The 22,663-nt window shown below is 46.8% G+C and carries 13 protein-coding genes; 10 read left to right on the top strand and 3 right to left on the bottom strand.

Annotated elements, in window-relative coordinates; all coding sequences use genetic code 11:
• Positions 1-144 precede the first annotated feature (144 nt).
• The 5 genes from AC5JMP_RS21180 (at position 145) to AC5JMP_RS21160 (ending at position 8,371) form a co-directional block, all read left to right on the top strand.
• Entirely contained in the window at positions 145-1,662 is a 1,518-nt protein-coding gene (locus AC5JMP_RS21180) for an AAA family ATPase (protein WP_495853478.1), read from the top strand.
• A 274-nt stretch (positions 1,663-1,936) separates the two neighbouring features.
• A complete protein-coding gene (locus AC5JMP_RS21175; RefSeq protein WP_495853477.1) occupies positions 1,937-2,479 on the top strand; it encodes a DUF2267 domain-containing protein in 543 nt (180 codons plus the stop codon).
• 540 nt (positions 2,480-3,019) lie between these two features.
• Complete coding sequence (locus AC5JMP_RS21170; RefSeq protein ID WP_495853476.1) at positions 3,020-4,024, top strand: calcium-binding protein; 1,005 nt, start codon at positions 3,020-3,022, stop codon at positions 4,022-4,024.
• A 75-nt stretch (positions 4,025-4,099) separates the two neighbouring features.
• Positions 4,100-7,654 carry a WD40 domain-containing protein gene (locus AC5JMP_RS21165; RefSeq protein ID WP_495853475.1) on the top strand — a complete coding sequence of 1,185 codons (3,555 nt, stop codon included), beginning with the start codon at positions 4,100-4,102 and terminating at the stop codon, positions 7,652-7,654.
• A 54-nt stretch (positions 7,655-7,708) separates the two neighbouring features.
• The gene (locus AC5JMP_RS21160; protein WP_495853474.1) at positions 7,709-8,371 is read left to right on the top strand and encodes a Uma2 family endonuclease; all 663 of its coding nucleotides are present in this window, start codon (positions 7,709-7,711) and stop codon (positions 8,369-8,371) included.
• 201 nt (positions 8,372-8,572) lie between these two features.
• Here the strand turns inward: AC5JMP_RS21160 and AC5JMP_RS21155 are convergent, their stop codons facing one another.
• Positions 8,573-12,661, bottom strand: a complete 4,089-nt coding sequence (locus AC5JMP_RS21155; protein ID WP_495853473.1) for a hypothetical protein — start codon at positions 12,659-12,661, stop codon at positions 8,573-8,575.
• A 757-nt stretch (positions 12,662-13,418) separates the two neighbouring features.
• Between AC5JMP_RS21155 and AC5JMP_RS21150 the strand changes: the two genes are divergently transcribed.
• Together AC5JMP_RS21150 and AC5JMP_RS21145 are read left to right on the top strand one after the other, a co-directional pair.
• Positions 13,419-13,757, top strand: a complete 339-nt coding sequence (locus AC5JMP_RS21150; RefSeq protein ID WP_495853472.1) for a hypothetical protein — start codon at positions 13,419-13,421, stop codon at positions 13,755-13,757.
• Between the two features lie 1,724 nt (positions 13,758-15,481).
• The gene (locus AC5JMP_RS21145) at positions 15,482-17,704 is read left to right on the top strand and encodes a helix-turn-helix domain-containing protein (RefSeq protein WP_495853471.1); all 2,223 of its coding nucleotides are present in this window, start codon (positions 15,482-15,484) and stop codon (positions 17,702-17,704) included.
• Between the two features lie 62 nt (positions 17,705-17,766).
• Here the strand turns inward: AC5JMP_RS21145 and AC5JMP_RS21140 are convergent, their stop codons facing one another.
• Together AC5JMP_RS21140 and AC5JMP_RS21135 are read right to left on the bottom strand one after the other, a co-directional pair.
• Complete coding sequence (locus AC5JMP_RS21140; protein ID WP_495853470.1) at positions 17,767-18,891, bottom strand: TIGR03364 family FAD-dependent oxidoreductase; 1,125 nt, start codon at positions 18,889-18,891, stop codon at positions 17,767-17,769.
• A 6-nt stretch (positions 18,892-18,897) separates the two neighbouring features.
• Positions 18,898-19,629: an HAD hydrolase-like protein gene (locus AC5JMP_RS21135; protein ID WP_495853469.1), complete on the bottom strand. Its 732-nt coding sequence runs from the start codon at positions 19,627-19,629 to the stop codon at positions 18,898-18,900.
• A 354-nt stretch (positions 19,630-19,983) separates the two neighbouring features.
• Here AC5JMP_RS21135 and AC5JMP_RS21130 point away from each other — a divergent pair, with 354 nt between their 5' ends.
• The 3 genes from AC5JMP_RS21130 to AC5JMP_RS21120 all read left to right on the top strand — a co-directional run bounded on the left by AC5JMP_RS21130 (position 19,984) and on the right by AC5JMP_RS21120 (position 22,656).
• On the top strand, positions 19,984-20,505 hold the full coding sequence (locus AC5JMP_RS21130; protein ID WP_495853468.1) for a glycine-rich domain-containing protein: 522 nt from the start codon (positions 19,984-19,986) through the stop codon (positions 20,503-20,505).
• 308 nt (positions 20,506-20,813) lie between these two features.
• Positions 20,814-21,374, top strand: coding sequence for a hypothetical protein (locus tag AC5JMP_RS21125; RefSeq protein ID WP_495853467.1), 561 nt, complete (start codon positions 20,814-20,816; stop codon positions 21,372-21,374).
• 340 nt (positions 21,375-21,714) lie between these two features.
• Complete coding sequence (locus AC5JMP_RS21120; protein WP_495853466.1) at positions 21,715-22,656, top strand: hypothetical protein; 942 nt, start codon at positions 21,715-21,717, stop codon at positions 22,654-22,656.
• Positions 22,657-22,663: the final 7 nt, after the last annotated feature.

Genomic DNA, 22,663 nt, shown 5'->3' with positions numbered 1-22,663 from the left:
TTAATCCTGAATTTCTATTACGGTTAGGTGAACCTGACATTAATAACCCACAAAATAACCCACAAAAGTCTCTCAGGGACTCTAACCGAGTAAAATAGCATCGGCGATCGACTCTACTTAACCCACTCCAACTAGGACGCACCCGTGGATTTTCAGCAGCTTGTCAACTCTCGACTGGTCAAACAGGAAGCCAATGCACTGTATAAGTCTTTGGCTCCTCTGGTGGAACTTGATCCCAAGTTTGCCGACCTAATTCTGATGGATTTGGCAAAAATTGTCCGGATCTGCGGACGCAGCGATCGCGAACTTACCGCCAACGAGCTGCTTGCCTATCTGGTCATCTATGCTCTAATCAAAAAGGATTCTGAAAAGCTGACGGTGGCGCTGAACAACTGGGAGTTTTCAGAAGAGACTCGGCTGAAATACCAAAAGCAAACACTGCAAATTCTCCTAGAAATGACAGGCGGAGAATCTCAGGACGAGAGATTGATGCTGCCTTCAGTTCTGAGCCAGTACGATCAGGAGAAACACACAAGTTACCTAAACGACGCTGTTAATGCTACCTATAGATTCGCTCAAGTGATCGTCAAAGCAGACGGCAATATTTCCATGCAGGAGATGGATGCGTTGTCTCAGATCTGGCAACTTTTGCACGACTATAGGAAGCTGAGTCGCTATCAAGAAGGATTTGCCACGCCTGCGGGCACTATCAGCCAGCCTTCTAGCGATCGATTGCCCACTGAGCCAAAACCTGCTGAAGCCCCTACTCCCCCAACCGATGTTAAAACGCCAGAGGAACTCGCGCAAATCTTGGAGAAGGCGTTGGCGGAGCTGCATGAATTGGTGGGGCTAGAAAATATTAAGGAAGAAGTAACGACGCTAGCAAACTTGCTGAAGGTGCAAAAGATTCGAGTCGATCGCGGCTTAGCCAAAACGCCTGTTTCTCTGCACTCGGTTTTTGGAGGTCCTCCCGGTACCGGAAAAACGACGGTAGCAAGGTTAACGAGCCGGATTTTTGAGGGCTTGGGCTTTTTGTCTAAAGGTCATCTGGTGGAAACCGATCGCTCTGGCATGGTAGCGGGCTACATTGGGCAGACAGCGAAAAAAGTCGATGAGCTAGTGACTTCAGCGCTGGATGGCGTACTGTTTATTGATGAAGCTTATGCCTTAGTTCCAGCAGAGGGTGGACGTGATTTTGGACAAGAGGCGATCGATATACTGCTCAAACGCATGGAAGATTATCGCGATCGCTTAGTCGTCATTGTTGCCGGATACACCGATGAAATGGGTAACTTTATTGAGTCCAATCCTGGCTTAAAGTCGCGTTTCAATCGCTACTTTTATTTTAACGACTATGAGCCAAGCGAATTGGTCGCTATTTTTGAAAGCATGGCACGCAAAAGCCACTTTAACTTGACCCTTGAAGCACAAGATAGATTGCGTCAGCTCCTAGAGACGCTCTATGCCAACCGAGATAAAAACTTCGGCAATGCCCGCCTCGTGCGCAACCTATTTGAAAAGAGTGTAGAGCGGCAAGCCAATCGCCTTGCCGTCCTGTCTGACTTTACCGACGAGCTGCTGACAACGCTAATTCCAGAGGATATTCCCATGACGTTTTCGAGCGATCGCCTGGGGGATGCAAAACGGGAAGCTCAAAGCTAGCGATCGTCTGTAGCGAAGAACCACCGAGCTTTATTTCGAATGAGGTTTAGTCTGACCACCTGCATCGATCGCTATATTCGCAAATGTATCTCCCCAAAACCTATCTCTAACTTTTGATGGACTCAATTTCACTCTTCAGGCTAGTGCTAGACTTTTCCAATTCATGCGAGGTTATTGACAGCCCGTAGTTACCTAGATATTTTCAACTTATCAAGTTTGAGAGCAAGGATCTAGAGAAAACTATGGCTCATATGAAAAATATAGGAAAGAATACATGCCTGACGAAATTTACGACAACGCTGTCCCAGAGGTTGATTCAACTGAAGTTGGAAACTCACGAACGGTTACAGCTGATGAACATAACTCATTTCTAGAAAAGGTAATGGTTCAAGCTGGGCTGGCAGATCTCTACGATGCTAGAGACATTACAGAAGTCGTCTTCCGCACGATGCGGGACATGATGACGAATGAAGCAGTTGATCATGTGGCTGAAGACCTGCACGCGCCGATCATGGAAGATAACAAAGATAAAACCCTCTACACAGCCACGCCGCTTGCAACAGAAGTAACAGATCTCTGGCAAGACACCAATCCGATCGTTCATTTTCTTAGCCGCGTTCGTCCAACATTGAATATCCGCGATACCACTTTTCTGTTTCGGGTCAAGCAGGAAGCATCCTTGCCCTCTACATCTCAACCTGAGCAGGTCGTCAAGGCAGTTTTCTCAGCAACCAAAGATGAGCTATCGTCCGATCGCATTCAGGAAATCGCAGAATTTCTTCCGGGTACCGTTCGTCAGCTTTGGCAAGAGGCTTAGACTTATAGGCTCAAAATTATTTGTCTCATAATAGATGACTAGAGTAAGAAATTGCCCGATGCCTGTTGAGCATCGGGCAATTTCTTATTAAGAGGAGGTTTGAAAAGTCCAACTATTGGTAGCGAAACGTTTCAGATCCCGCTAAATTCCCGCGCTATCGCGCCGCTGCGCTAGAAAAAAGGGGGACTTTGAATTCATTTCCCTCTTTTTAAGGGGGGCAAGGAGAATTTATAGGTGCTTAAAATCATAGCCGACCACTTTTCAAACATCCTCTAAAGCTCTGAAAGATTAGTGAATGGCGCGATCGCAGCTATATCGATCGTCAATATGTCCAAACTGAGACAAGGGATATGTGACTAAAGATGGAAGGTGCCCTTGCTACTTTATCGATAGCATACGGTTAAACGATAGGATAACTGCTGTATGGCTACAGTCACTTCTTTAACTACCCAGACGCTTATCCCTTCTAGTATTCTCGATGACAATTCCGATAACTCATCAGGTTCTAGTAGCTTGTTAGGAAATAGTTCATCAAGTATCTTGAATAGTGGTAACGCAGACGATAGATTTAGTACCCCTTTTAGTACTCTGGGAAATAGCTCTTCCAGCAGTACCTCTGGACTAATCAACGGCTCAAGCCTGAGCAATACGAGTCGGTACACCATTTACAGCGTGGATGACAACAATGGCAGCAATACTGGCTCAACATCAGTCGGCAGTTTGAATAGTGGCTTAGCCCAGCCCAACTTTAATAGTTCCAGTAACGCCAACAATGCATTCCTCACGAGTAGCTTTAATGCCTTTGGTACCAATAGTTCAAGTCAATTCAGCTCCAGCAGTTTATCCTTCTCAAATAGTAGACCGGGCGGAATAGGCTTTGGTAGCACAGGGTTTGTTGGATCAAGTCCTAGCAGGGCAAACTTTAGCAACACAGGATTCACTGGCTCTAGATCAGACGATATCTCTGGCATCAATACGCTCAATGGTTCCAATACTCAATTTAGTATCACTGGACAGGCTCCGCTCCAGATTAGGGGAAATAGCGGCAGCGATCGCCTAAACGGAAAACGGGCTAACGATGTTCTGAGGGGATTCCAGGGCAACGATACGCTCAAGGGCAATCAGGGCAACGATATCCTGATCGGGGGTGGCGGAAATGACCTTGTTCAGGGGGGCGTTGGTCAAGATCAGCTACTGGGCGGCGGCGGCAATGATCAGCTCTGTGGCAACCGCGGCAATGACAGGCTAGAGGGTGGAAACGGAGATGATGTTCTAATTGCAAGCTCAGGCAATGATATTTTGTCTGGAGGAAACAACCGAGACATTTTCGTTTTGCAAATTGGGGGAAGAGTAACGATCACAGACTTCCAAGTAGCCAGGGATCAGCTTTCGCTACCTACAAGCATTGGCGTAGCCGATCTTAGGATCAGCCAGCAGGGTCGAGATGCGATCGTCAGGCTCGATGGGAACATCCTGGCAACCCTAACTAACACTCGAAACTCTAGTCTAACTAACGACAGTTTTACGACAGGCACCGTCATCTAATCTGACAATAAGAACTGATCCAGCCAGAACATTCACTTAATTTTGTGTATAATCTGACCAAAATCTTGAGTGAAAATGGCGCGATCGCTAAAAGTTAGACAGGACTGCATTGGAACAGTTAAGTTAGCACTTAAGCAAAGAGGGTTTGTTAGCCAAAGAGCACTATCAGAAGACATAGAAACAGCCTTATCGACTGTCAGCAACTTTTTTAACGGAAAACCTGTCGATCGCGCCATTTTTGAAGAGATTTGTCTAAAGCTAGGGCTAGACTGGCAGGAAATCGCTGCTTCTGTTGCGGAAGAACCTCCTCAATTGAACGAGAGTCTTTCTTCTGAAAAGAAAGTAACTGAGTGCTACCAGGATTGGGGGGAAGCGCCTGACTGCTCCACTTTTTACGGACGTACAGAAGAACTGGCACAGTTAGAACAATGGGTAGTTCAAGATCAGTGCCGCTTGGTTTTGATGCTGGGCATGGGTGGTGCCGGAAAAACGGCTTTGTCTGTAAAGCTGGCGGAGCGGATTGGCGATCGCTTCGAGGTTTTGATTTGGCGCAGTCTGCGAAATGCACCTCCCCTCCAGATGCTGCTGAGTGACTTAATCTTGAGTCTTGCTCAGCAGCAGGCAGTACTGCCTAACCAGCTAGAAGCACAGTTCGCACAGCTCATAACGCTTCTCCGCCAGAAGCGCTGCCTGCTGGTGCTAGACAATGGGGAATCTATCCTACAGGGCAACGCTGGACAATACCGGGAAGGCTACGAAGCTTACGAAGAGCTTTTTAGCAAAATCGCGGATGGGCGGCATCAAAGCAGTGTGGTGTTGACCAGTCGAGAGCAGCCTAGAAGTCTGGCAGTTCAGATTGGCAGCACAGTGCGATCGCTTTCTCTCAACGGACTACCTTCTGCCGAGGCAAGGCAGCTTCTGGCGGCAAAAGGCTTGGTTGATACCGAACAGTCATCTCAGCAGCTCATTCAAACCTACGGCGGCAACCCCTTAGCGCTCAAGATTGCTGCCGCGACCATTTGCTCTACTTTTAGCGGCAGCATTAGCCAATTCTTGCAGCAGCAAATTGCCGCCTATGGAGGCATCTGGGATCTGCTGAGTCAACAGTTCGATCGCCTCTCTCCCCTCGAACAGCAAATTATGTATTGGTTGGCAATTGAGCGAGAATGGGTCACTTTTGCAGAGTTGTCCGCAAATTGTATCCTCCCGATCGCCCAACGGCAGATGATTGAGGCGATGGAATCCTTGCAGGGGCGATCGCTGATTGAGGTCAGCAAAGCAGGATTTACGCAGCAGCCTGTGGTCATGGAATATATGACGCAAAAGCTAATTGACTGCTGCTACCAGGAAATTATATCGCAAACGCTAAATTTATTTAGAAGTCATGCGCTGCTGAAAACGCAAGTTCAAGATTACATTCGGGAAACGCAGGTTCGCCTAATTTTACAGCCCCTAGCCCAAAGATTACTGGCTGAGCTAAACGGGAAAGAGACTGTAGAATTTTTGCTGACTCAGCTAGTGAATACATTGCGAGGAAAGCTCCTGTCTTACACAGGATATGCAGCAGGGAATGTCATTAACTTACTCAATGTCTTAGAGTCTGACTTGAGCGATCGCGATTTTTCTGAACTGGCGATCGCTCAAGCCTACCTCACTGAAACAACCCTCCATCGCACCAACTTTGCAGATGCCACCCTGCATCAGTCTACCTTTGCCGAAACTTTGGGAGGCATTGTTTCCGTTGCATTTAGCCCTAATGGACAAATGCTTGCAGCTAGCGATACCCGTGCTGAAATTCATGTCTGGAACATCCACAGCAACCAGAAACTGCTGACTTTAAGCGGTCATCATAGCTGGGTGTTTTCATTTGTTTTTAGCCCCAATGGCATCACGCTGGCAAGTGCCAGCGATGACTTTGTGGTGAAGCTGTGGGAAGTTTCTACTGGAGACTGTTTGCAAACACTACGAGGTCCTGCAAATTTGATCAATGCAGTTACTTTTAGCCCAGACGAACGCAGCATTATTAACGATGACAAAAATGCGGCGATTCAGCTATGGAATACCGAGCGCCCTGAATCCCAAGTTTCTGCTTTGCAAGGATATCCGCATCTGGCGCGATCGACTGCGTTTAGCCCGGACGGCAAAACCTTTGCTAACAGCACTCAAACCCAAACAGTTAACCTATGGAATGTCCGAACTGGAGAATCTGAAAAAGTCTTGCAGACACACAATCTCACCGTTCGCTTGGTTGCCTTTAGTGCCAACGGTCAACAGTTAGTCAGCACTAGCCTGACTGCTTCAGTGCAACTACAATCCAGCCCTACTCTGGCTCCAGAAATTCAAGTCTGGGATCTTCAGTGCAATCGATGTCTACATATCCTGACCGGACATACAAATGGCATCAGCGAAATTATCTTTAGTCCAGACGATCGCTATTTAGCCAGCAGTAGTTTTGATCAAACTGTAAAGATTTGGAATATCGATATGGGGCAATGCTGGAGAACATTGCAGGGACACAACGAAAAAATTAACGGCGTTGCTTTTAGTCCGGACGGAAAGCTGGTAGCTAGTGGTGCAGACGATCATACCGTTAAGCTATGGGATTGGAACACTGGGCAATGCCTAAAAACCTTCCAAGGATATACCGATGCCATCAAGTCTATTGCACTTAATTTAAGCGGGCAGATACTAGCTAGCGCCCACGAAGATAAAACAATCAAATTGTGGGATCTGAAAACAGGGCAAGTGCTCAAAACATTGCAAGCCCATAGTGATCTAATCTGGGCAGTTAATTTTTCTCCGGATGGTACACTGCTAGCCAGCGCCAGCGCCGATCTCACAGTCAAATTATGGAACTGGGATACTGAACAGTGCATCACTTGTTCGGGACATAAAAACTGGGTGTGGTCAGTGGATTTTCATCCGCAAGGTCAATATTTTGCGACTGGAAGCTATGATAAAACAATTAAAATATGGGATACCCGAACTGGGATTTGTGTAAAAACTTTCTCAGAACACAATAGCGCAGGATTATGCGTTCATTTCAGCCCAGATGGTAAATATCTGATTAGCAGCAGTTTCGATCAAAGAATTCGAGTGTGGAATGTAGAGACTGGGATTTGTTTGCGTGTATTGGAGGGGCATCGCGATCGCATCTGGCAAGTAGTATTTAGTGGTGATGGACAGACGCTTGCGAGCTGTGGTCACGACCAATCAATTAAGCTATGGAATATTCAAACAGGGGAATGTCTCAACACCTTAACTGGACATCAAGGAGCGGTCACGACGGTGAGCTTCAGCCCCAACTCGAAAACATTGGTCAGCGGCAGTTTTGATCACACTCTAAAGATCTGGAATTCTAATACAGGAGAATGCCTCCAAACGTTTCGAGGACATACAAGCGGCATACTTTCTGTTCTGTGGCAATCGCTTGCTGTCGAAGGCGTTCCTCGCATCATCAGTAGTAGCTTAGACGGCACCATCAAGATTTGGCATCCTGAAACCGGAGTCTGTCTGCAAACGCTGAGAGCACCCCGTCCCTACGAAGGCATGAATGTCACTCGACTCTCAGGATTGACAGAGGCACAGCAGGAGACGCTGAGGGAGTTGGGAGCAATTACTGCGACTTAAGCTTGGCTAATATGCTAGCTTAAAAACATTCCCTATTGTCAGCGGAACAACAAGATGGTCTCCCAATTGCAAACCGCAGATGTTTTCTACCCCGACAGCGACGGTCAGCCGATGGCAGATAACACGGAGCAGTTTCGGTGGATTGTCGTGATTCAGCAGAATCTAGAGTGGATCTTTACTGACAGTACCGTATTTGTTGCGGGAGACTTGCTTTGGTACCCCGTGCAGGGCAACCGAGAGATTTGCACGGCTCCAGATGTGTTAATAGCATTCGATCGACCCAAAGGAAAACGCGGCTCTTACAAGCAGTGGGAAGAGAATAATATTGCCCCTCAAGTAGTGTTTGAGATCTTATCGCCCAGCAACACCAAAGCAGAAATGAACCGTAAGCTGCTGTTCTACCATACCTACGGGGTTGAAGAATATTATCTGTACGATCCAGAAACAAATGCCCTAAGCGGCTGGCTGCGATCGGATGGTTTTCTAGATGTGATTGAGCCGATCGCCCATTGGGTCAGTCCGCGACTGGGAGTTCGATTTGATTGCGAGACATCCTTCAAACTCTATCGTCCGGATGGCAAGCCATTCCTGAGCTACAGCGAGATCGCCCAGCAGGTAGCTCACTTGGAGGAGCAGCTAGAGCAAGAGCGTCAAAGAACTGAACGACTGGCGGAATACTTGCGATCGCAGGGCATTGATCCTGATCAAGTTCCCTGAACAGAGAGCTAAGAGCATATTGTCTTTTGGGCACTTCAACATGAAGTTTGGGATTTTAGACGCAGTATTTGACTACCTCAACACGGTATTCGAGATCTCAAACACAACATTTGTGTACCTCGACACAACAATACAGAATTTGGTTAGCCCTAATCAGTGAAGAGATCCACTTGTCAAGGCTAACCACACCTCAGACTTTATTTAGATAGAAGTGAAATCCCACCGGGAGAGGGTATTCGCCTGTATTCCAACTAAAGAAGCCAAAAGTTCACCATTTACTTTAGAGGTAATCAAGGTGTCGTTGACGTTCACTGAAACTCCTTGAGCAATCGTGACTTTTTCAAACGTCAAACCACCCTTTAAGCCCAGGTAGTCTCGACCCACTGCAAAGTCAAAGATTAGGTCGCTTCCAGCATCCTCTGCAAGAACAAACTGATTGCGACCAATCCCGCCATACAGCTTATCTTGACCAATGCCCCCTTCTAGCAAGTTGTCACCTGTCCCAGCGTAGAGAGAGTCATTGCCAGCGCCGCCGAAGAGGAGATCATTGCCCTCACCGCCGAAGAGTTGATCATCACCCGCATCGCCAGAGAGGCTGTCATCTCCAAATTCTCCTAGGAGAATATCCGCACCCTCGCCGCCTTTGAGAGCGTCGTTGCCATCACCACCCTCTAAGCGATCGCTACCTGCTTGACCCAAGAGTTGATCATCGTTGTCTCCCCCTGTGATTTGGTCATCGCCTGATCCACCATCCAGATAGTCGTTGTCGGCACCACCATCCAGACTGTCATTCCCATCATTTCCGTAAATCTGGTCATTGCCTAATCCACCGATGAGCTGATCATTGCCTAGCCCACCCTCTAGGTTGTCATCTCCCGCGCCTGCATTGAGAACATCGTTGCCTTCTTGACCCGAAAGCAGGTCGCGCCCCTCACCTCCGATTAACTGATCGGTACCAGACCCGCCGTACAGGTTATCGTTACCTGTTCCACCATCGAGGGTATCATCGCCCTCTTGTCCGTAGAGGAAGTCATTGCCTTCGGCTGAAGTGAGCTGGTCATTGCCCAAACCGCCGTCCAGATAATCATTTCCAGCTTCACCAAGGAGTTGGTCATTGCCACCCTGTCCATAGAGTTGGTCATTGCCGTCGCCTCCGAGGAGTTGGTCGTTATCCGTTCCGCCCTCTAAATAGTCATTTCCTGTTTGTCCCAGGAGCCGATCGGCATCATCACCGCCAAAGAGGAAGTCTTCTCCTGCTCCGCCATCCAGGTAGTCCTGACCCTGCTGACCATAGAGCTGATCATCGCCTGCCTCCCCTTCCAGTCGATCGTCATTCAAACCGCCATCTAGGTAATCATTGCCAGTGTTTCCATAGAGGCGATCGCTGCCATCCCTGCCGTATAAAAAGTCGTCATCTGCGCCACCATCGAGGAAGTCACTTCCTGCACCCCCATCGAGAACATCAAAGCCAGCTTGACCGTAAAGGCGATCGCTGCCCTCATTTCCTGCAAGCTCATCATCCCCAATGCCGCCATCCAGATAATCATCTCCTGCATTTCCTGCAAGGGAGTCATCATCTTGCTGCCCGTAGAGGCGATCGTTGCCATCACCTCCTGCCAGCGTATCTTTACCTGCTCCGCCATCCAGGTAGTCATCGCCTGCCTGTCCGAGCAAGGTATCGGCTCCGTCACCTCCGTAGAGGAAGTCGTCTCCAGCTTCGCCTTGAAGCAGATCCTGCCCTAGCTGACCATAAAGCTGATCGTTGCCCTCTCCGCCCAAGAGTTGGTCATTGCCATCGCCACCATCGAGCAAGTCGTTGCCATCAGAGCCATTGAGAGTATCTTCGCCAACTTGTCCGTAGAGGCGATCGTTACCCTCGTTACCCGTCAGAGCGTCGTTGCCGTCTCCGCCCTCAAGCAGGTCATTGTTGGCACCGCCCTCAAGCGTGTCGTTGCCTGCACCACCGTAGAGTTGATCGTCGCCGTCTCCTCCAGCTAGCTGATCTGCCTCTGCGCCACCGTCTAGGAGATCGTCGCCTATTCCACCACTCAGATTATCGCTGCCATCCTGACCGTAAAGCTGGTCATTACCTTCTCCACCCAGTAGCTGGTCTTTTCCTATTCCACCCTCTAGGTAGTCATTGTCAGCTTCTCCGTTCAGAGTATCGTCACCCTCATCACCATAAAGCTGGTCGTTGCCGTCTCCACCGTAGAGGTTGTCATTGCCGATTTCACCTCTGAGCAGATCTACATCAGCCTGACCATAAATTTGGTCGTTGCCGTCTCCACCGTAGAGGCGATCGTTGCCATTGCCACCATCGAGCCAATCGTTGCCAGCTTCACCGTAAATTAGGTCGTTACCGCCTAAGCCACTGGTGATGTTGTTACCTTGATCGCCCGTTAGCAGATCCTCAAACTCTGAACCTTCTAGATTTTCAATTCCTTCAAGACGATCGCCTTCTGCATCTCCAAATCGTCCTGCTCCGGTTTTCAGGCTAACGGCTACACGCGCAGATGAGTTGAAGTAGGAAGCTGTATCGATGCCGTAATCGCCATCAAGAATATCGGCATCCGCGCCGCCAACCAGGAAATCATCATCTATTCCACCTTGAAGTGTGTCTCTGCCTGCTTCGCCAAAGAGGATATCGTCGCCGCTCAACCCAGCAACAACATCATTTCCGGCTCCAGCGAAGATGATGTTGGCAACCCCACTCCCTGTAATTGTGTCATTGAAGTTAGAACCTACTACGTTCTCAATGCTGATCAGCTTATCGGTATTTCTAAAGCCATCTGTGGCTGTTTCAAACGCTAAATTAACAATGACTGAGCCTGGATCAAATTGATAGCTAACTCCATCAATTCCAGCACCGCCATCAAGGCTGTCATTTCCAGCATTACCAATCAGTAAATCGTTGCCGCCTAGCCCCTCAATTTGGTTGTCGAGTCCGTTGCCAATGAGAACATCATTTTGCTGGGAGCCGACAATATTTTCTAGGTTTTTCAGGGTATCTGTAGTGCCAAACCCGTCAAGGGCAGTCCCTGCGGCGATTGAGAAACCAGATTCGGGCGCGGTAGGAACGAGGGTAGTAGTGACGATTGTAGCTCGGGAACTGCTGCCGGAGTTGTAGTAGGCTTTGGTTTCGTCAATATTAACTACGACACCACCGGGAGAGTTGTCGTAACTGACAGTATCAATGTCATTATCACCATCTAGGAAATCATTACCAGATCCACCACTCAATTGGTCATTTCCACCTAAGCCGCTCAAAGCGTTGTTACTAGTATCTCCAATGAGCGTATCAGCAAACTCAGAACCTACAACATTCTCAATTTGCTCAAGTATGTCCCCTTCAGCTTCTCCACCAAAACCGCGACCTGTTGAGAGGTTGACCGTAACGCCCTCCAAAGAGTTGAGATAAAAAGCTGTATCAATGTCAGCACCACCAATCAATGTATCAGCACCTAAACCACCAATTAGAAGGTCATCACCACCTCGCCCATCAAGGAGATTATTGTTACTATCTCCAGCAAGCAAATCACTATACTGTGACCCAATAATGTTCTCAACCTCTTGTAGTTCGTCTCCTTCCGCATCGCCACCAAAACCTAGACCGGATGCTAAATCAACAGTAACTCCTGCATTTGAGCTAATGTATAGGGCCGTATCAATGCCATCTTGACCGAAGAGATAATCAGAACCAGTACCTCCAGTTAAGCTATCGTTGCCATCTCCCCCATACAAGTAATCAATTCCAGCATCTCCGTACAGTTCATCGTCGCCATTGTTTCCACGCAATTTATCATTATCAGCCCCTCCAAACAGAGTATCTTTTACAGAGCCTCCATTAATTTCATCATCTCCATTACCGCCACTGATGAATGTTGGAACAGCAGCATTCAAGAAAATACGATCGTTCTTCTCTCCACCATCCGCACGAATTTCAGAATAAGAGTTTGGATAATTTACCGTAAATCCAAAAGCTGAAACATTAGTTGAAGAAGGGCTTTGACGAACCGAGAAGGTTTCCGCAACGTCCTGAACTTTGAATGTTGGTGTCTGTCTTAAAGTCCAACGAGGACCCATGTTGAGCCACAAGGTGTCACCTTCAAGCGAAGCTAGTTTTGGTGGGATAACTAGATCTCGATCGCTGGTATCGACTAAACCTAATCGGGTTGCCTCAGCAGCAGCAATAAAATCTTGTTTTTGCCACAAGAAAAACGAGGAAATTTCGTTAAACGGAATTGGGATTTTAGGTAGAAGCCCATTTAGCTCTTCAAGAGTATATTCCACAAAGCTCGTTACAATCCTTGTCACAGTCTCAGTAGCTTTCTTCGAGAGTCCAGTGGGATCGTATTTTGCAAGCGTCTGTGCGCCCTTGATTGCTGGTTCTGTTACATAATTTTCAACCTTTCTACTGAATTTAAGTGCTTTCCCCACACCACTGACATTAATATCAACTCCAACTCTTTTACCAGCATCCTGTACAGCCTTGAGTAAATAATTCTCTAAAGCCTCATCAATGATATCCTGAGTAGCAGTCATCGCTTGAAGAATGTCTAGAATTTGACTAACTGTCAGATCCAGATTCGTACTTATCTTAGATTCAGTCTCTAATTTTTCAAGTTCAATATCAAAGTATGGTGCGATAAATTCATCAAGATGCACTTTGCCATCTTCGGGTGTCGGATCCAGTAAGTCCAACCTCAGTGTTTGCTTAATACCAGCTTGGGCAGTGATTGCAGCAAAGGTCGCAACGCCAGGTGCTCCAATAGCTAGTCCTCCATAAAAGCTACCTGTTGCTGTTGCTTCAGGTGTAGCCGGATTGCTGATGTAAAAGCTTTGTATGAAAGCATCAAAAAGATCTCCACTTTTACCCGGCTCAAACCCTCTTGTGTCAAAGCCGAATTTTGGAGAAGCACTTAAATCTAATCCACCTCCAAAAGCTAAGTTAAGGGGGCCATAAATAGGAACTTTTATCGCGTCAAGAAGCTTATAACTGATGCTGAGTTTTGGGAAATCGTACTTAAATAAGTCAGCATTTTCTCCCATGAGCAAAGCTGCTGCTGCCGAAAGATTAGTCAAAATAGGGAACTCAATCTTTGCTTCAATCCCTTCAAGTGTTTTTGTGTTAGATATATCTTTAACGCTTGTGAATGCTTTAAGCGATTCTGCTATATCTAATTCCAAATCAGTACTCAAACCAGGATCTGGCTTTCTTGGGTTGTCAAGATTGAAACTGAAGCCATCTTTGGAAAGGATTATGGTTTCTCCACCCAGATTTTTTGTTTGCTCGACCGCCTCAGAAAAGTTTTTGACTAATTTAATAAAAGGAATACTTTTCTTTAATGACTCGACTCCAATCGATGTGCTTTCCACCTTTTCATAGATTGAGCCAGCAACGTAGAACAAGTCAATTACAGAAAGCTTGTTTGGATCGAAGAACGGGAATCCTGTAAGGTCAACCAATTTGTTATTGCCCGAAGCTTTCTGCAACTTCTCAATGAAGTCCTGAGGATCAATCGCTAGGCCATTTGGATATTCATCTGTGATGAAATCGACATTCTTTGTCAAGGCATTAACAAGAGGACGAACTTGATTTAGATTTATATTGACTTGCTCTAAAACCTCAGTAGCAAAACCATTCGATCCAAAAACAGAGCTAAGATTTACGCCAACATTTTGAAAAGAAGCTGACGACGACTGAATGCTGGCAGGATTAAAGATATCGCCTGTTTTTACAGTTAAATCTGATACGAGAGATGGCAGTAAACTCAGACCTGAAGGAGCTTTGACACTGGTAACAAGCCCAAGTTTCAGCTCCATGTCTCCTGATAGGCGACCAGTACTCTCACCTGCATCGGCTAAATCACCATCACCATTGCTGTCATTCCAATCTACAGAGAATTTCCCTTGTAATCGAGTCCCTTGATCTGTTGCATCAACGTTTAGAAAGCCTAATTTTCCGCTTATCTTTTCTGGGAGAGACACTCTGAGCGTAACCGCTAGATCTTCTGGAGCAGACGTGTCAAGAAAGAATTTATTTTGCTTGATCCCGAAACCAAGTTTGAAATCAAAAGCAACGTCTGTGGAAGCATTACCTTCAAGATTTAGCTTTAATCCTGGCAAACCCGATTCAGGTGTTAAAGAAGAATCTAGTTGAGACTGTCTCCTAAACTGTAAGCTGAACTCAGCATCCGTCTCTGAAGAGGATGTGAGCTTGACGCTAGCACCGTATGAATTTAATGCTTGATTCAGGTTACTTGCAATCTGTTGAGCGGCTAGGCTGTTGCCAGAACTCTGTAAATTTTTTATAGCCTGATCGAGTCCTTGTTGAAGATCAGCCAGGAATTGAGCATCTCTGTTTCCCTGTATTTGCTTACCAATTAAAGGAAGATTCGCTCCAAAAAGATCTTTGTTTACATCTGCTTGAACTTTGTCTAAGGTCAGCTTGAGATTTTCTAAACCTTGAACAATAGCGGTTGAGTTGATCATGCGTATTTACCTCTGTTTTGGTTGTTTTCTGGTTTTGACAGCAATTTAAAGTTGTTCGTACACTAGTCCCTTTATACAGTTGGCGAACACTCTACCTCAGCAAAAAGTCGCTCTCATTACCGAGCGTTTTGATAAGTTTGCACAGCAGCAGTTTCGCCGATTTCAGTTCTTACGGTATGGAGTTGCCAACCGTTAAAACCATCTTTTCGACTTAGTTAGCTGCAATGACTTTGAGTGCAAATCAGTTTTTTTCACATATCAGTTTTTTCATACAATTTACGATCGCCCACACAGAACATCCAATAGTACTGATCTGAACCATCACCCTTCATATCCTGATCAAACTACCCTGCTAACTGAGTTCATGTATGAGAACGACTGACTTATCTGAGCAGATATGCTGCTCCAGCTCCGCTACGCCCTAGAATATTTGAACTCTCCGATCGCCGCAGTGAGAAAAGGTAATCAAAGGTGATAGCTTTTCAGTGGAAATCCGTAAGTTTTGTGTAAAGTTTTTAGCAAAAATCTATAAATTTTGCGTGAAGTGCTTTTAGCGGCACAAGCGACCTATTGATATTTGAGGGAGCCTAGACATACAAGCCCCCATACCGACTGACCATGACCGCAGATGAAGCGATCGCCCTCTTACATCAAATCCTCGACGCTGCTGAGCAAAAGCCCCAACTGAGCGACACTCAGCTCAAGGTATTCCACCTGATTTGGCTGGGAGAGCGCTATGACGCGATCGCTGACACAATGGACTATCAACCTGACTACATCAAGCAGGTAAGCTCCAAGCTGTGGAAGTTACTCTCTAAAGCGCTGAATCAGCCAGTCTCCAGACGCAATCTGCAAACCGTCTTTCAGCAGTATGATCAAGCTTTACGATCTGCGGAACCTCAATCCTCTCCTGTTCACAATCTTCCGGTCGTCAACTACAGCGCCTTAATTGGGCGAGAGGCGGAAACCGATCGCCTGCTCAATTTCCTTTCCTTTGAGCATCCGGCTCACTGCATCAGCATTGAAGGATTGGGCGGCATGGGCAAAACGACGCTAGCACTCTCGATCGCCCATCGTTTGCTCCAGTCGGGAGAATTTAAGGCGATCGTCTTTACTTCTGCCAAACCCGATCGCCTCACCGCCGCTGGGGTGTTGCCGCGCCTACAGTCCGATCGCAGCCTACAAGATATCTTCCGGGCGATCGCCCAGATATTGCAGTGTCCAGCCCTACTGCTACAGCCGTTTGATGAGCAGCTTGCACAAATTCAAGTTCAGCTTTCACGTCAGCGCACTTTGTTGGTTATCGATAATTTGGAAACCGTTGAAGATTGGCAGTCCATCCTGGCATTTCTCTACGACTTACCGATCGCGGTAAAAGTTTTGCTGACCAGTCGGCAACAGACTCCGTTTCCTGCCGTTGCCCTAGCGCCTTTGCTAGAGTTTGAAAGCATCAACTTAATTCAGAATCAGATTTACGGTAAGGGACTTAACCTCAATGCAACGGTGATTCGGCAACTGTATCATCAGACTTGCGGTATTCCTGCCGCCATCGTTTACGCCGTCGGTCTAATCGCCAGCGGTTATCCGATCGTGTCATCTGCTGTTGCCACAGGGGATTATGCTCACTTTTATTTTGAAAGTTCGATCGTGTTGATGAGAAATAGCGCCGTTCACAACCTGTTTATGGCGTTAGCTTTGTTTCCCGGCTCTGCGGTGAGGGAGGCGATCGCCTATGTAGCTGATGTAATCGATGGGCAGACCGTCACTCAAGGCTTGGCAAAACTACAGCAGCTCTCGCTGATTAACCAGCAGGACGGGCGGTACGATATGCTGCCTCTGACGCGAGAATATGCGATTGCTGAGCTGAAGCCTGACTTTGAAGCAGGAGCTTACGATCGTCGCGTTGAATGGTATCTTACCTTTGCAGAAACCCACGGCGGTAAAGATTGGAGAGACTGGCAGAACTACAGTCCTTTGGAGCAAGAATGGAATAATCTGCAAGAGGTGATCGAGTGGTGCATTGCGAGCGATCGCTATGTAGAAGTCTGTCAATTTTGGCAGAAAGTCCGGTGCTATAGCCATGCTCAAGGCTACCGCAGCAATCGGCTCACCTGCTGGGCAACGCGTCTAGACTGGACGGATTGGTTGATTCAGGCAGCAGAACAGCGGCAAGATAGGGCGATGGCGGCAGATGTGTTATTTGACAGAGCTTGGACGCTGACTTTGATGGGGCAATCTCATCATCTGCAAGCCGCAGAATCCCTCTTTGCTAAAGCTTGGGAATATCGTAATCACACGGATGTATCCTTTCAGATTGATCTAGCGATTCACGTTGCGGTCTGGCAAATTGAGCAGCAGCAGTTTTTAGTAGCCTCTCAGTGGCTCCAGGACGCAGAGACTCTTCTGAGTGCCAGCTCTGACGCTGCGGTTTATCAGCGTCTTTGGACGCAGTGGCATTATTATCAAGGCGAGATTGCTTACAAAACACAAGGTTATCCGCAAGCTCAGGTTCATTTTCAGCAGGCATTGTGTCAGGCTGAGGCGATCGACTGGCGACGAGTTATCTTTTTGACGAAAGACTGGTTGGCGGATGTGGCGCTGAAGCAGGGTAATTTCTCTGAGGCGCGTCTGCTCATGGAGGCTGGGTTACAGGTGGCTCAGGAAAATGATGACGACTGTCGGTCTGCTTTTTGTATGCGATCGCTAGCCTGTCTCGAACAAACTCAAGGCGATCGATCTGTGGCTCACCGTTGGGCAGAAGAGGCAAGGCAGTTATTTGAACAATTGGGAATGCAGGTAGAGGCGGAGGAGACGAGCGAGTTACTGCAAAAGTTGATTTAGCATTGGGTAAAGTTGATTATTCTTAGACCCAAATTCGGTATAAGAATGGGAACATGACTCCATTAGCCTGTGACCTCCTCTGCCAGACCAAAAGATAGAGTCATACCAGCCCCTCCGGGCGCATTGACGATCGTCACGCCTGGTTCTGGATGAGCAATCCATTCAGTTCGCTGCGGAATCTTAGCGTAGATGCCATGCCAGGTTTGAGCCATTTCTAGGGAGGGCGGCTGAGCAAAAGTTTTGAAATAATCAAGGATGTATTGATTTAAGTCGGCGCGATCGAACGGATCTAAATTCAAGCCGTACTCATGCGAGTCGCCAATGGTCAGTTCGCCCAGAGCGTTTTGGGAAACCATGACATGGATGCCCCACTCGACAAAGTAGGGAGTTTCTGCCTGAACTCTGGCTTTTAGGCGTGCCAGAGATGAGCAGTGAGCAAAAGCCGTATAGTGGGTGAGCGTTAGCCCAGCGCAAAGAGATGCCCCTAATCGCCAGTTGTTTGGCTGAGGCACAGTTCGCATCATTTGCAGTTTGACTTTGGTAATGCCACTTTGTCGATAGACCTCTGGATAAAGCGTTTCAAAGTCAGTACCGCTGCACACATAGATGCGATCGCATTTCCACTCTTCCCCACCTGCGACCAACTTTGGATAGGAAATATCAGTGACAACGGCATTGAACTTGAATTCTACTCCGTAGGCTGCCGCGAGAAAATCAGGAATTTTGGCGATCGCCTCGCGGGGATCAACGATTACCTCCGTCCCGCTCCACAGTCCGCCCAGCAAGCCGTCTATGACTGCCCCAGGACTTTTCTCCGCGATCTGTTCGGGGGTGAGTAGGGCGATCGAGTATTTGTCATCTCGCCGGGTATCTACAAACTCTTGCAGAACATCCAGTTCGTCCTGTCGGTATGCCAGGTGCAAGGAGCCGCTCTGCTCGGCAGGAAACCCAGCTTTCGAGGCGACTTCTATCCAAATCTGGCGCGATCGTAAGGCTCTATCCAGCAGCTCTGTCGGCTGACCGATCGGCCAGACCATGCCAAAGTTGCGGATAGATGCCCCGACTGCTACCGGATGGCGATCGAAGACAACAACTTTCAAGCCCTTTTTTGCCGCTGCCAAAGCATGAGCTAATCCCACAATTCCAGCTCCAACTATGGCAACGTCTGTGTGATGTATTTGACTCATAGGGGTTCAAGACAACAAACCTGCTAACTTCTCTTGAAATTCTGATAATGAGTCAAACAGTCCATCATTAGGATGAGCTGCAAGCTGCTCTCTCGTATGCGTTCCATTCGTGACGCCAAAGGAGTAAAGACAATTCGCATGGATTCCAGATTCCAGATCAGAGGGGGTATCCCCAATATTCACGACTGTCTTGGAATCAACAACGCCTAGCTTATACATTGCTTTTTGAATCATGTAGGGTGCAGGGCGACCTTCGGTATTAAAGATTTCTGAGGGCGTGACGGAAACCTGAATCAGCGATGAGCCTGAACCGATGTACTCAATACTCAGTCCCTGGTTCCAGCCCAAGCGACCCAAGATAATATCTGTGACTTCTCGATAAAATCCTGTTGTCAGGGCAATTTGAATCCCCTGGGATTTTAGCCAAGCGAATAGCTCTAGACAGCCGATCGTCGGTGCAACGGGCTGAGTCTGATAATGGGTTTCTAGAATATGCTTGAACGCTGTAAAAGAAGTCTCCACATTCGCACAGTAGTCTGGATGATCTCTACCGATTTGGTCGTGCCAAAGCGTTTGAAAGACCAGCTTTTTGGGTAGACCCATCATAGCAACAACCTTTTCGGAACTTGCGCTCAAACCCGTTTGTTCAGCAGCCTCAGAAAAACACTGCTCTACCTCTCTGTCATCTTTAACGGTCGTGCCTGCCATATCGCAGACTACCAGTTGAATAGCCGCCATAAACACTCCTTGCGTCTACAGATCCTTCATCGATTTAGCCATGCCTGAGTGCGCTGTTGCAATCTTCGACTTAGGAACAGTAGATATTTAGGCACAACAATATAGCAAATACTTTATGGGGTGAGTTAACGGGAGATTAATTTTGACTGAACGTTTATCCAAGCGTAGTTAACCTTACTGTAGGTCAGCAGAATGTAGACTGAAGTGTGAGAAGCGATCGAGCTACTGCGAAAGTTAATCTAGCGTTTGATAAAGTCGGACATTCTCAGTCATGAACTCAGTCGGTATAGGAATGTAATAGAGGCATAGCGTCACATAGTCAGCCCATTCCTAATTGCCCCCTAGGAGTTTATCATGGTTGCCCTTAATCAAGTCCCATCTCAATCTTTTGAAATTTTCTTACAGAAAGCCCGTCAGCTTGATCTAGATCCGATTGCTTATCAGCTCATGCAGTCGCCAACAGACTTGTACTGGACAAAGCCACAGGTCGTAAAGGCGATCGCCCAATACTTGGCTTTTCTGTATCTCTACGATCGGTATCCTCATCTACAGTTAGCGCCATCTTTAGAAATTGATCAGATATGGCATTGTCACATTCTGGATACGCAAAAATATGCAGAAGACTGTCAGCTTTTATTTGGCTATATGATTCATCACTTTCCCTATTTAGGACTTAGGGGTGTGCAGGATCGGCGTAATCAAAGAGAGGCTTATCTCCTGACAAAAAGACTGTTTGCTAAGCACTTTAAGACCGACTCAATGGCACAAAATTCGCTGCCTGGAGATTGTGAGCCAATTCGATTGGCACAGTTGCGATCGCGACCTAGATCTACCGTAAATACAGAAGAAGTACTTGCGAATCTCCCCTGTTCGTAGCGTCGCTTTAAAGTCTAAACAAGGCAGATATTTTTGAGAGCCGCGTTTCGTGCATCTCTCAAAAAATATCTGCCTCATAGCCAGTTTAAATCGGTAGTGCAGTTGTAGATAATAGCTGTCGCCAGTTTGCTTAGGACATTTAGGGTGCTGCCCCACCCTAAATGTCCCCGCCCTAACCGCCTTGGCAGTTGCCGTAACACTTGTGTAGGTCATGAGCTGTTCAAATCAACCTGAAACTACTTGATCATTTTTGTGGCTTAAGATGCTTTAAGATTTTGAAGTGCTCGTATGTTCTAAAGCCCTATCTTATGTCGTCGATTGGTTGGCTGATGGTTTTGCTCTTCTTTCCCGCTAGCCTTGGTTTAGGAAGACAGATAATTGGTGGCACTGGACTGGCTTTTCAACTGCTGGCACTCGCATTTCTGCTGTTTTCCGTCGAGCAAACCCGGATGGCAATTGTTGACCTAGAACAGATTGCGGCGGTTCGGCAACAGGTTCAGGATAGACAAGCCCAGGACGATCGCCTGAATCATTTCTACAGAATTACGGTTAGTACGATCGTTTTAGAACTCATAGGCTTCTATACTGCTGCAATTTGGTTAGGGTGGGGTGCGGTTATAGTATTGCTGAGCCAGGTTGGGTTTAATTGCTTTTCTAATATCCGCCTCTATCCCTCAGGCGTATCTCCGATTCAACCTTGGGATACTTCTCAGCGTATTCTAGTATTAGCCGCAGACGGTGCTGCACTAATTCTAGTCAGCTTATGGATGGCAAAAATTGCACCGCTCTGGATGGCTGCGGGAATATTGGGTTTGGCGATCGCTTTTGGAATTATTAAATATATTGTTCCCTCAAAAAAACTGTTCTAACCTCCTCAATTAGTAAATAGTTGTAATGGTATTTAGGTAAGGATTTTTAGTGGCGTGGGCAAAGCCACGCCACTAAAAATCCTTACCTCTTAAGGACTACCAACAGTTTGTATCCATTCAAATTTAGTATTACCACGGAAGTCAACTAGCCCTAGTGAAGCTAACAATGGAGATTCCACAGCCAAAGTTTAGCGAAGCTTTCTAGCTGTCAAGTCCTGGTAGATCAAAAAGTAAATAGCTTATTAGGGAAGATTTAAACCTTCTCTCAATACCGTTTGCCTAACCCAAATACTAAGCCCCGATAGGTCACTTTAGCTGTACCAATCGGGGAAATTTTAGAGTGGAAACTAATGTGATCTTTTATAGAGAAGCAAAGAAAAATGTTTATAGAGGTCTAAGACACTCTCTTAAGGACAATAAAATTACACGTTTAGAAAAAAAGACGGTTGCTGCCCTACTCAGAACCTACAACCTCGAATATCTTAGCGGAATTACTAACGAAGTACTTGCCGCAGGTCGTGAAGCAAAAGCTAAGCTAAACTCTAATTTTAGAGGTGTAAATAGCTCTGGCTATTTTAGCTTTCCTACTAAAGTTTATGACATTCAAGATGTTCCTGTTGGGCAACCGATAACTATTAGTAATTCAGACTTTGGCTACGGTAAGGGTCAAAAGAATCAAGGTACCTGCGCTATTCTTGCTGCCGCTATTGATAACTTGCGCTATGTAAACAATGGCGATGGTACGTTTACTTTCAAATTTTATAACTCGACTCTGAAGCCTGATTATGTGACTATAACCTCCGATGCTGACCCTTTTGAAACCTCTGGAGATATTTTAGGTTTAGCAGAGAAAGCTTTTGCAGTGTGGACTCATGAAATAAAGACAGGTTTTAGCAACCGCGACTTAATTACTGCTTGGAAAGACGTCACAACTGGAAACACTTTGGAGATTCCACTCAAGGCGATGACAGGCCGGGAGGTGACTATCAACCAATCTACTCCTGACTATTCTTTCAAAGTTGATGAGAAAAGTATTTCTCAAGCCTTAGCTGAAGGCAAATCTGTTTTGCTGGCAAACATCTGGGCACAGCAGCCTCAGTCAGTTATATCTAATGACCATGCTTATAAGGTTGTAGCCGCTGGAGATTGGGGTATCGAGTTGGTCAATCCTTGGGGTTATAATAATGCCGCTGTCGATAAAAATAACAGCGATGGTAAGTTGAGGTTAAGCCTAGAACAGGTAGATGCCTTCTTCCTAGCTCCTTATCTAGTCATTAGCTAATAAAAGC

The sequence above is a fragment of the Drouetiella sp. genome (assembly GCF_059504425.1).
The sequence above is the reverse complement of the archived record's forward strand: the minus strand, read 5'-3'. Positions and strand labels throughout refer to the sequence as shown.

What these genes read in the sequence shown, in the direction of transcription:
- AC5JMP_RS21175 (WP_495853477.1), top strand. Translation starts at nt 1,937, where the DNA reads ATGCCTGACGAAATTTACGACAACGCTGTCCCAGAGGTTGATTCAACT.
- AC5JMP_RS21165 (WP_495853475.1), top strand. Translation starts at nt 4,100, where the DNA reads ATGGCGCGATCGCTAAAAGTTAGACAGGACTGCATTGGAACAGTTAAG.
- AC5JMP_RS21160 (WP_495853474.1), top strand. Translation starts at nt 7,709, where the DNA reads ATGGTCTCCCAATTGCAAACCGCAGATGTTTTCTACCCCGACAGCGAC.
- AC5JMP_RS21150 (WP_495853472.1), top strand. Translation starts at nt 13,419, where the DNA reads ATGAGCAAAGCTGCTGCTGCCGAAAGATTAGTCAAAATAGGGAACTCA.
- AC5JMP_RS21145 (WP_495853471.1), top strand. Translation starts at nt 15,482, where the DNA reads ATGACCGCAGATGAAGCGATCGCCCTCTTACATCAAATCCTCGACGCT.
- AC5JMP_RS21140 (WP_495853470.1), bottom strand. Translation starts at nt 18,891, where the DNA reads ATGAGTCAAATACATCACACAGACGTTGCCATAGTTGGAGCTGGAATT.
- AC5JMP_RS21135 (WP_495853469.1), bottom strand. Translation starts at nt 19,629, where the DNA reads ATGGCGGCTATTCAACTGGTAGTCTGCGATATGGCAGGCACGACCGTT.
- AC5JMP_RS21130 (WP_495853468.1), top strand. Translation starts at nt 19,984, where the DNA reads ATGGTTGCCCTTAATCAAGTCCCATCTCAATCTTTTGAAATTTTCTTA.
- AC5JMP_RS21125 (WP_495853467.1), top strand. Translation starts at nt 20,814, where the DNA reads ATGTCGTCGATTGGTTGGCTGATGGTTTTGCTCTTCTTTCCCGCTAGC.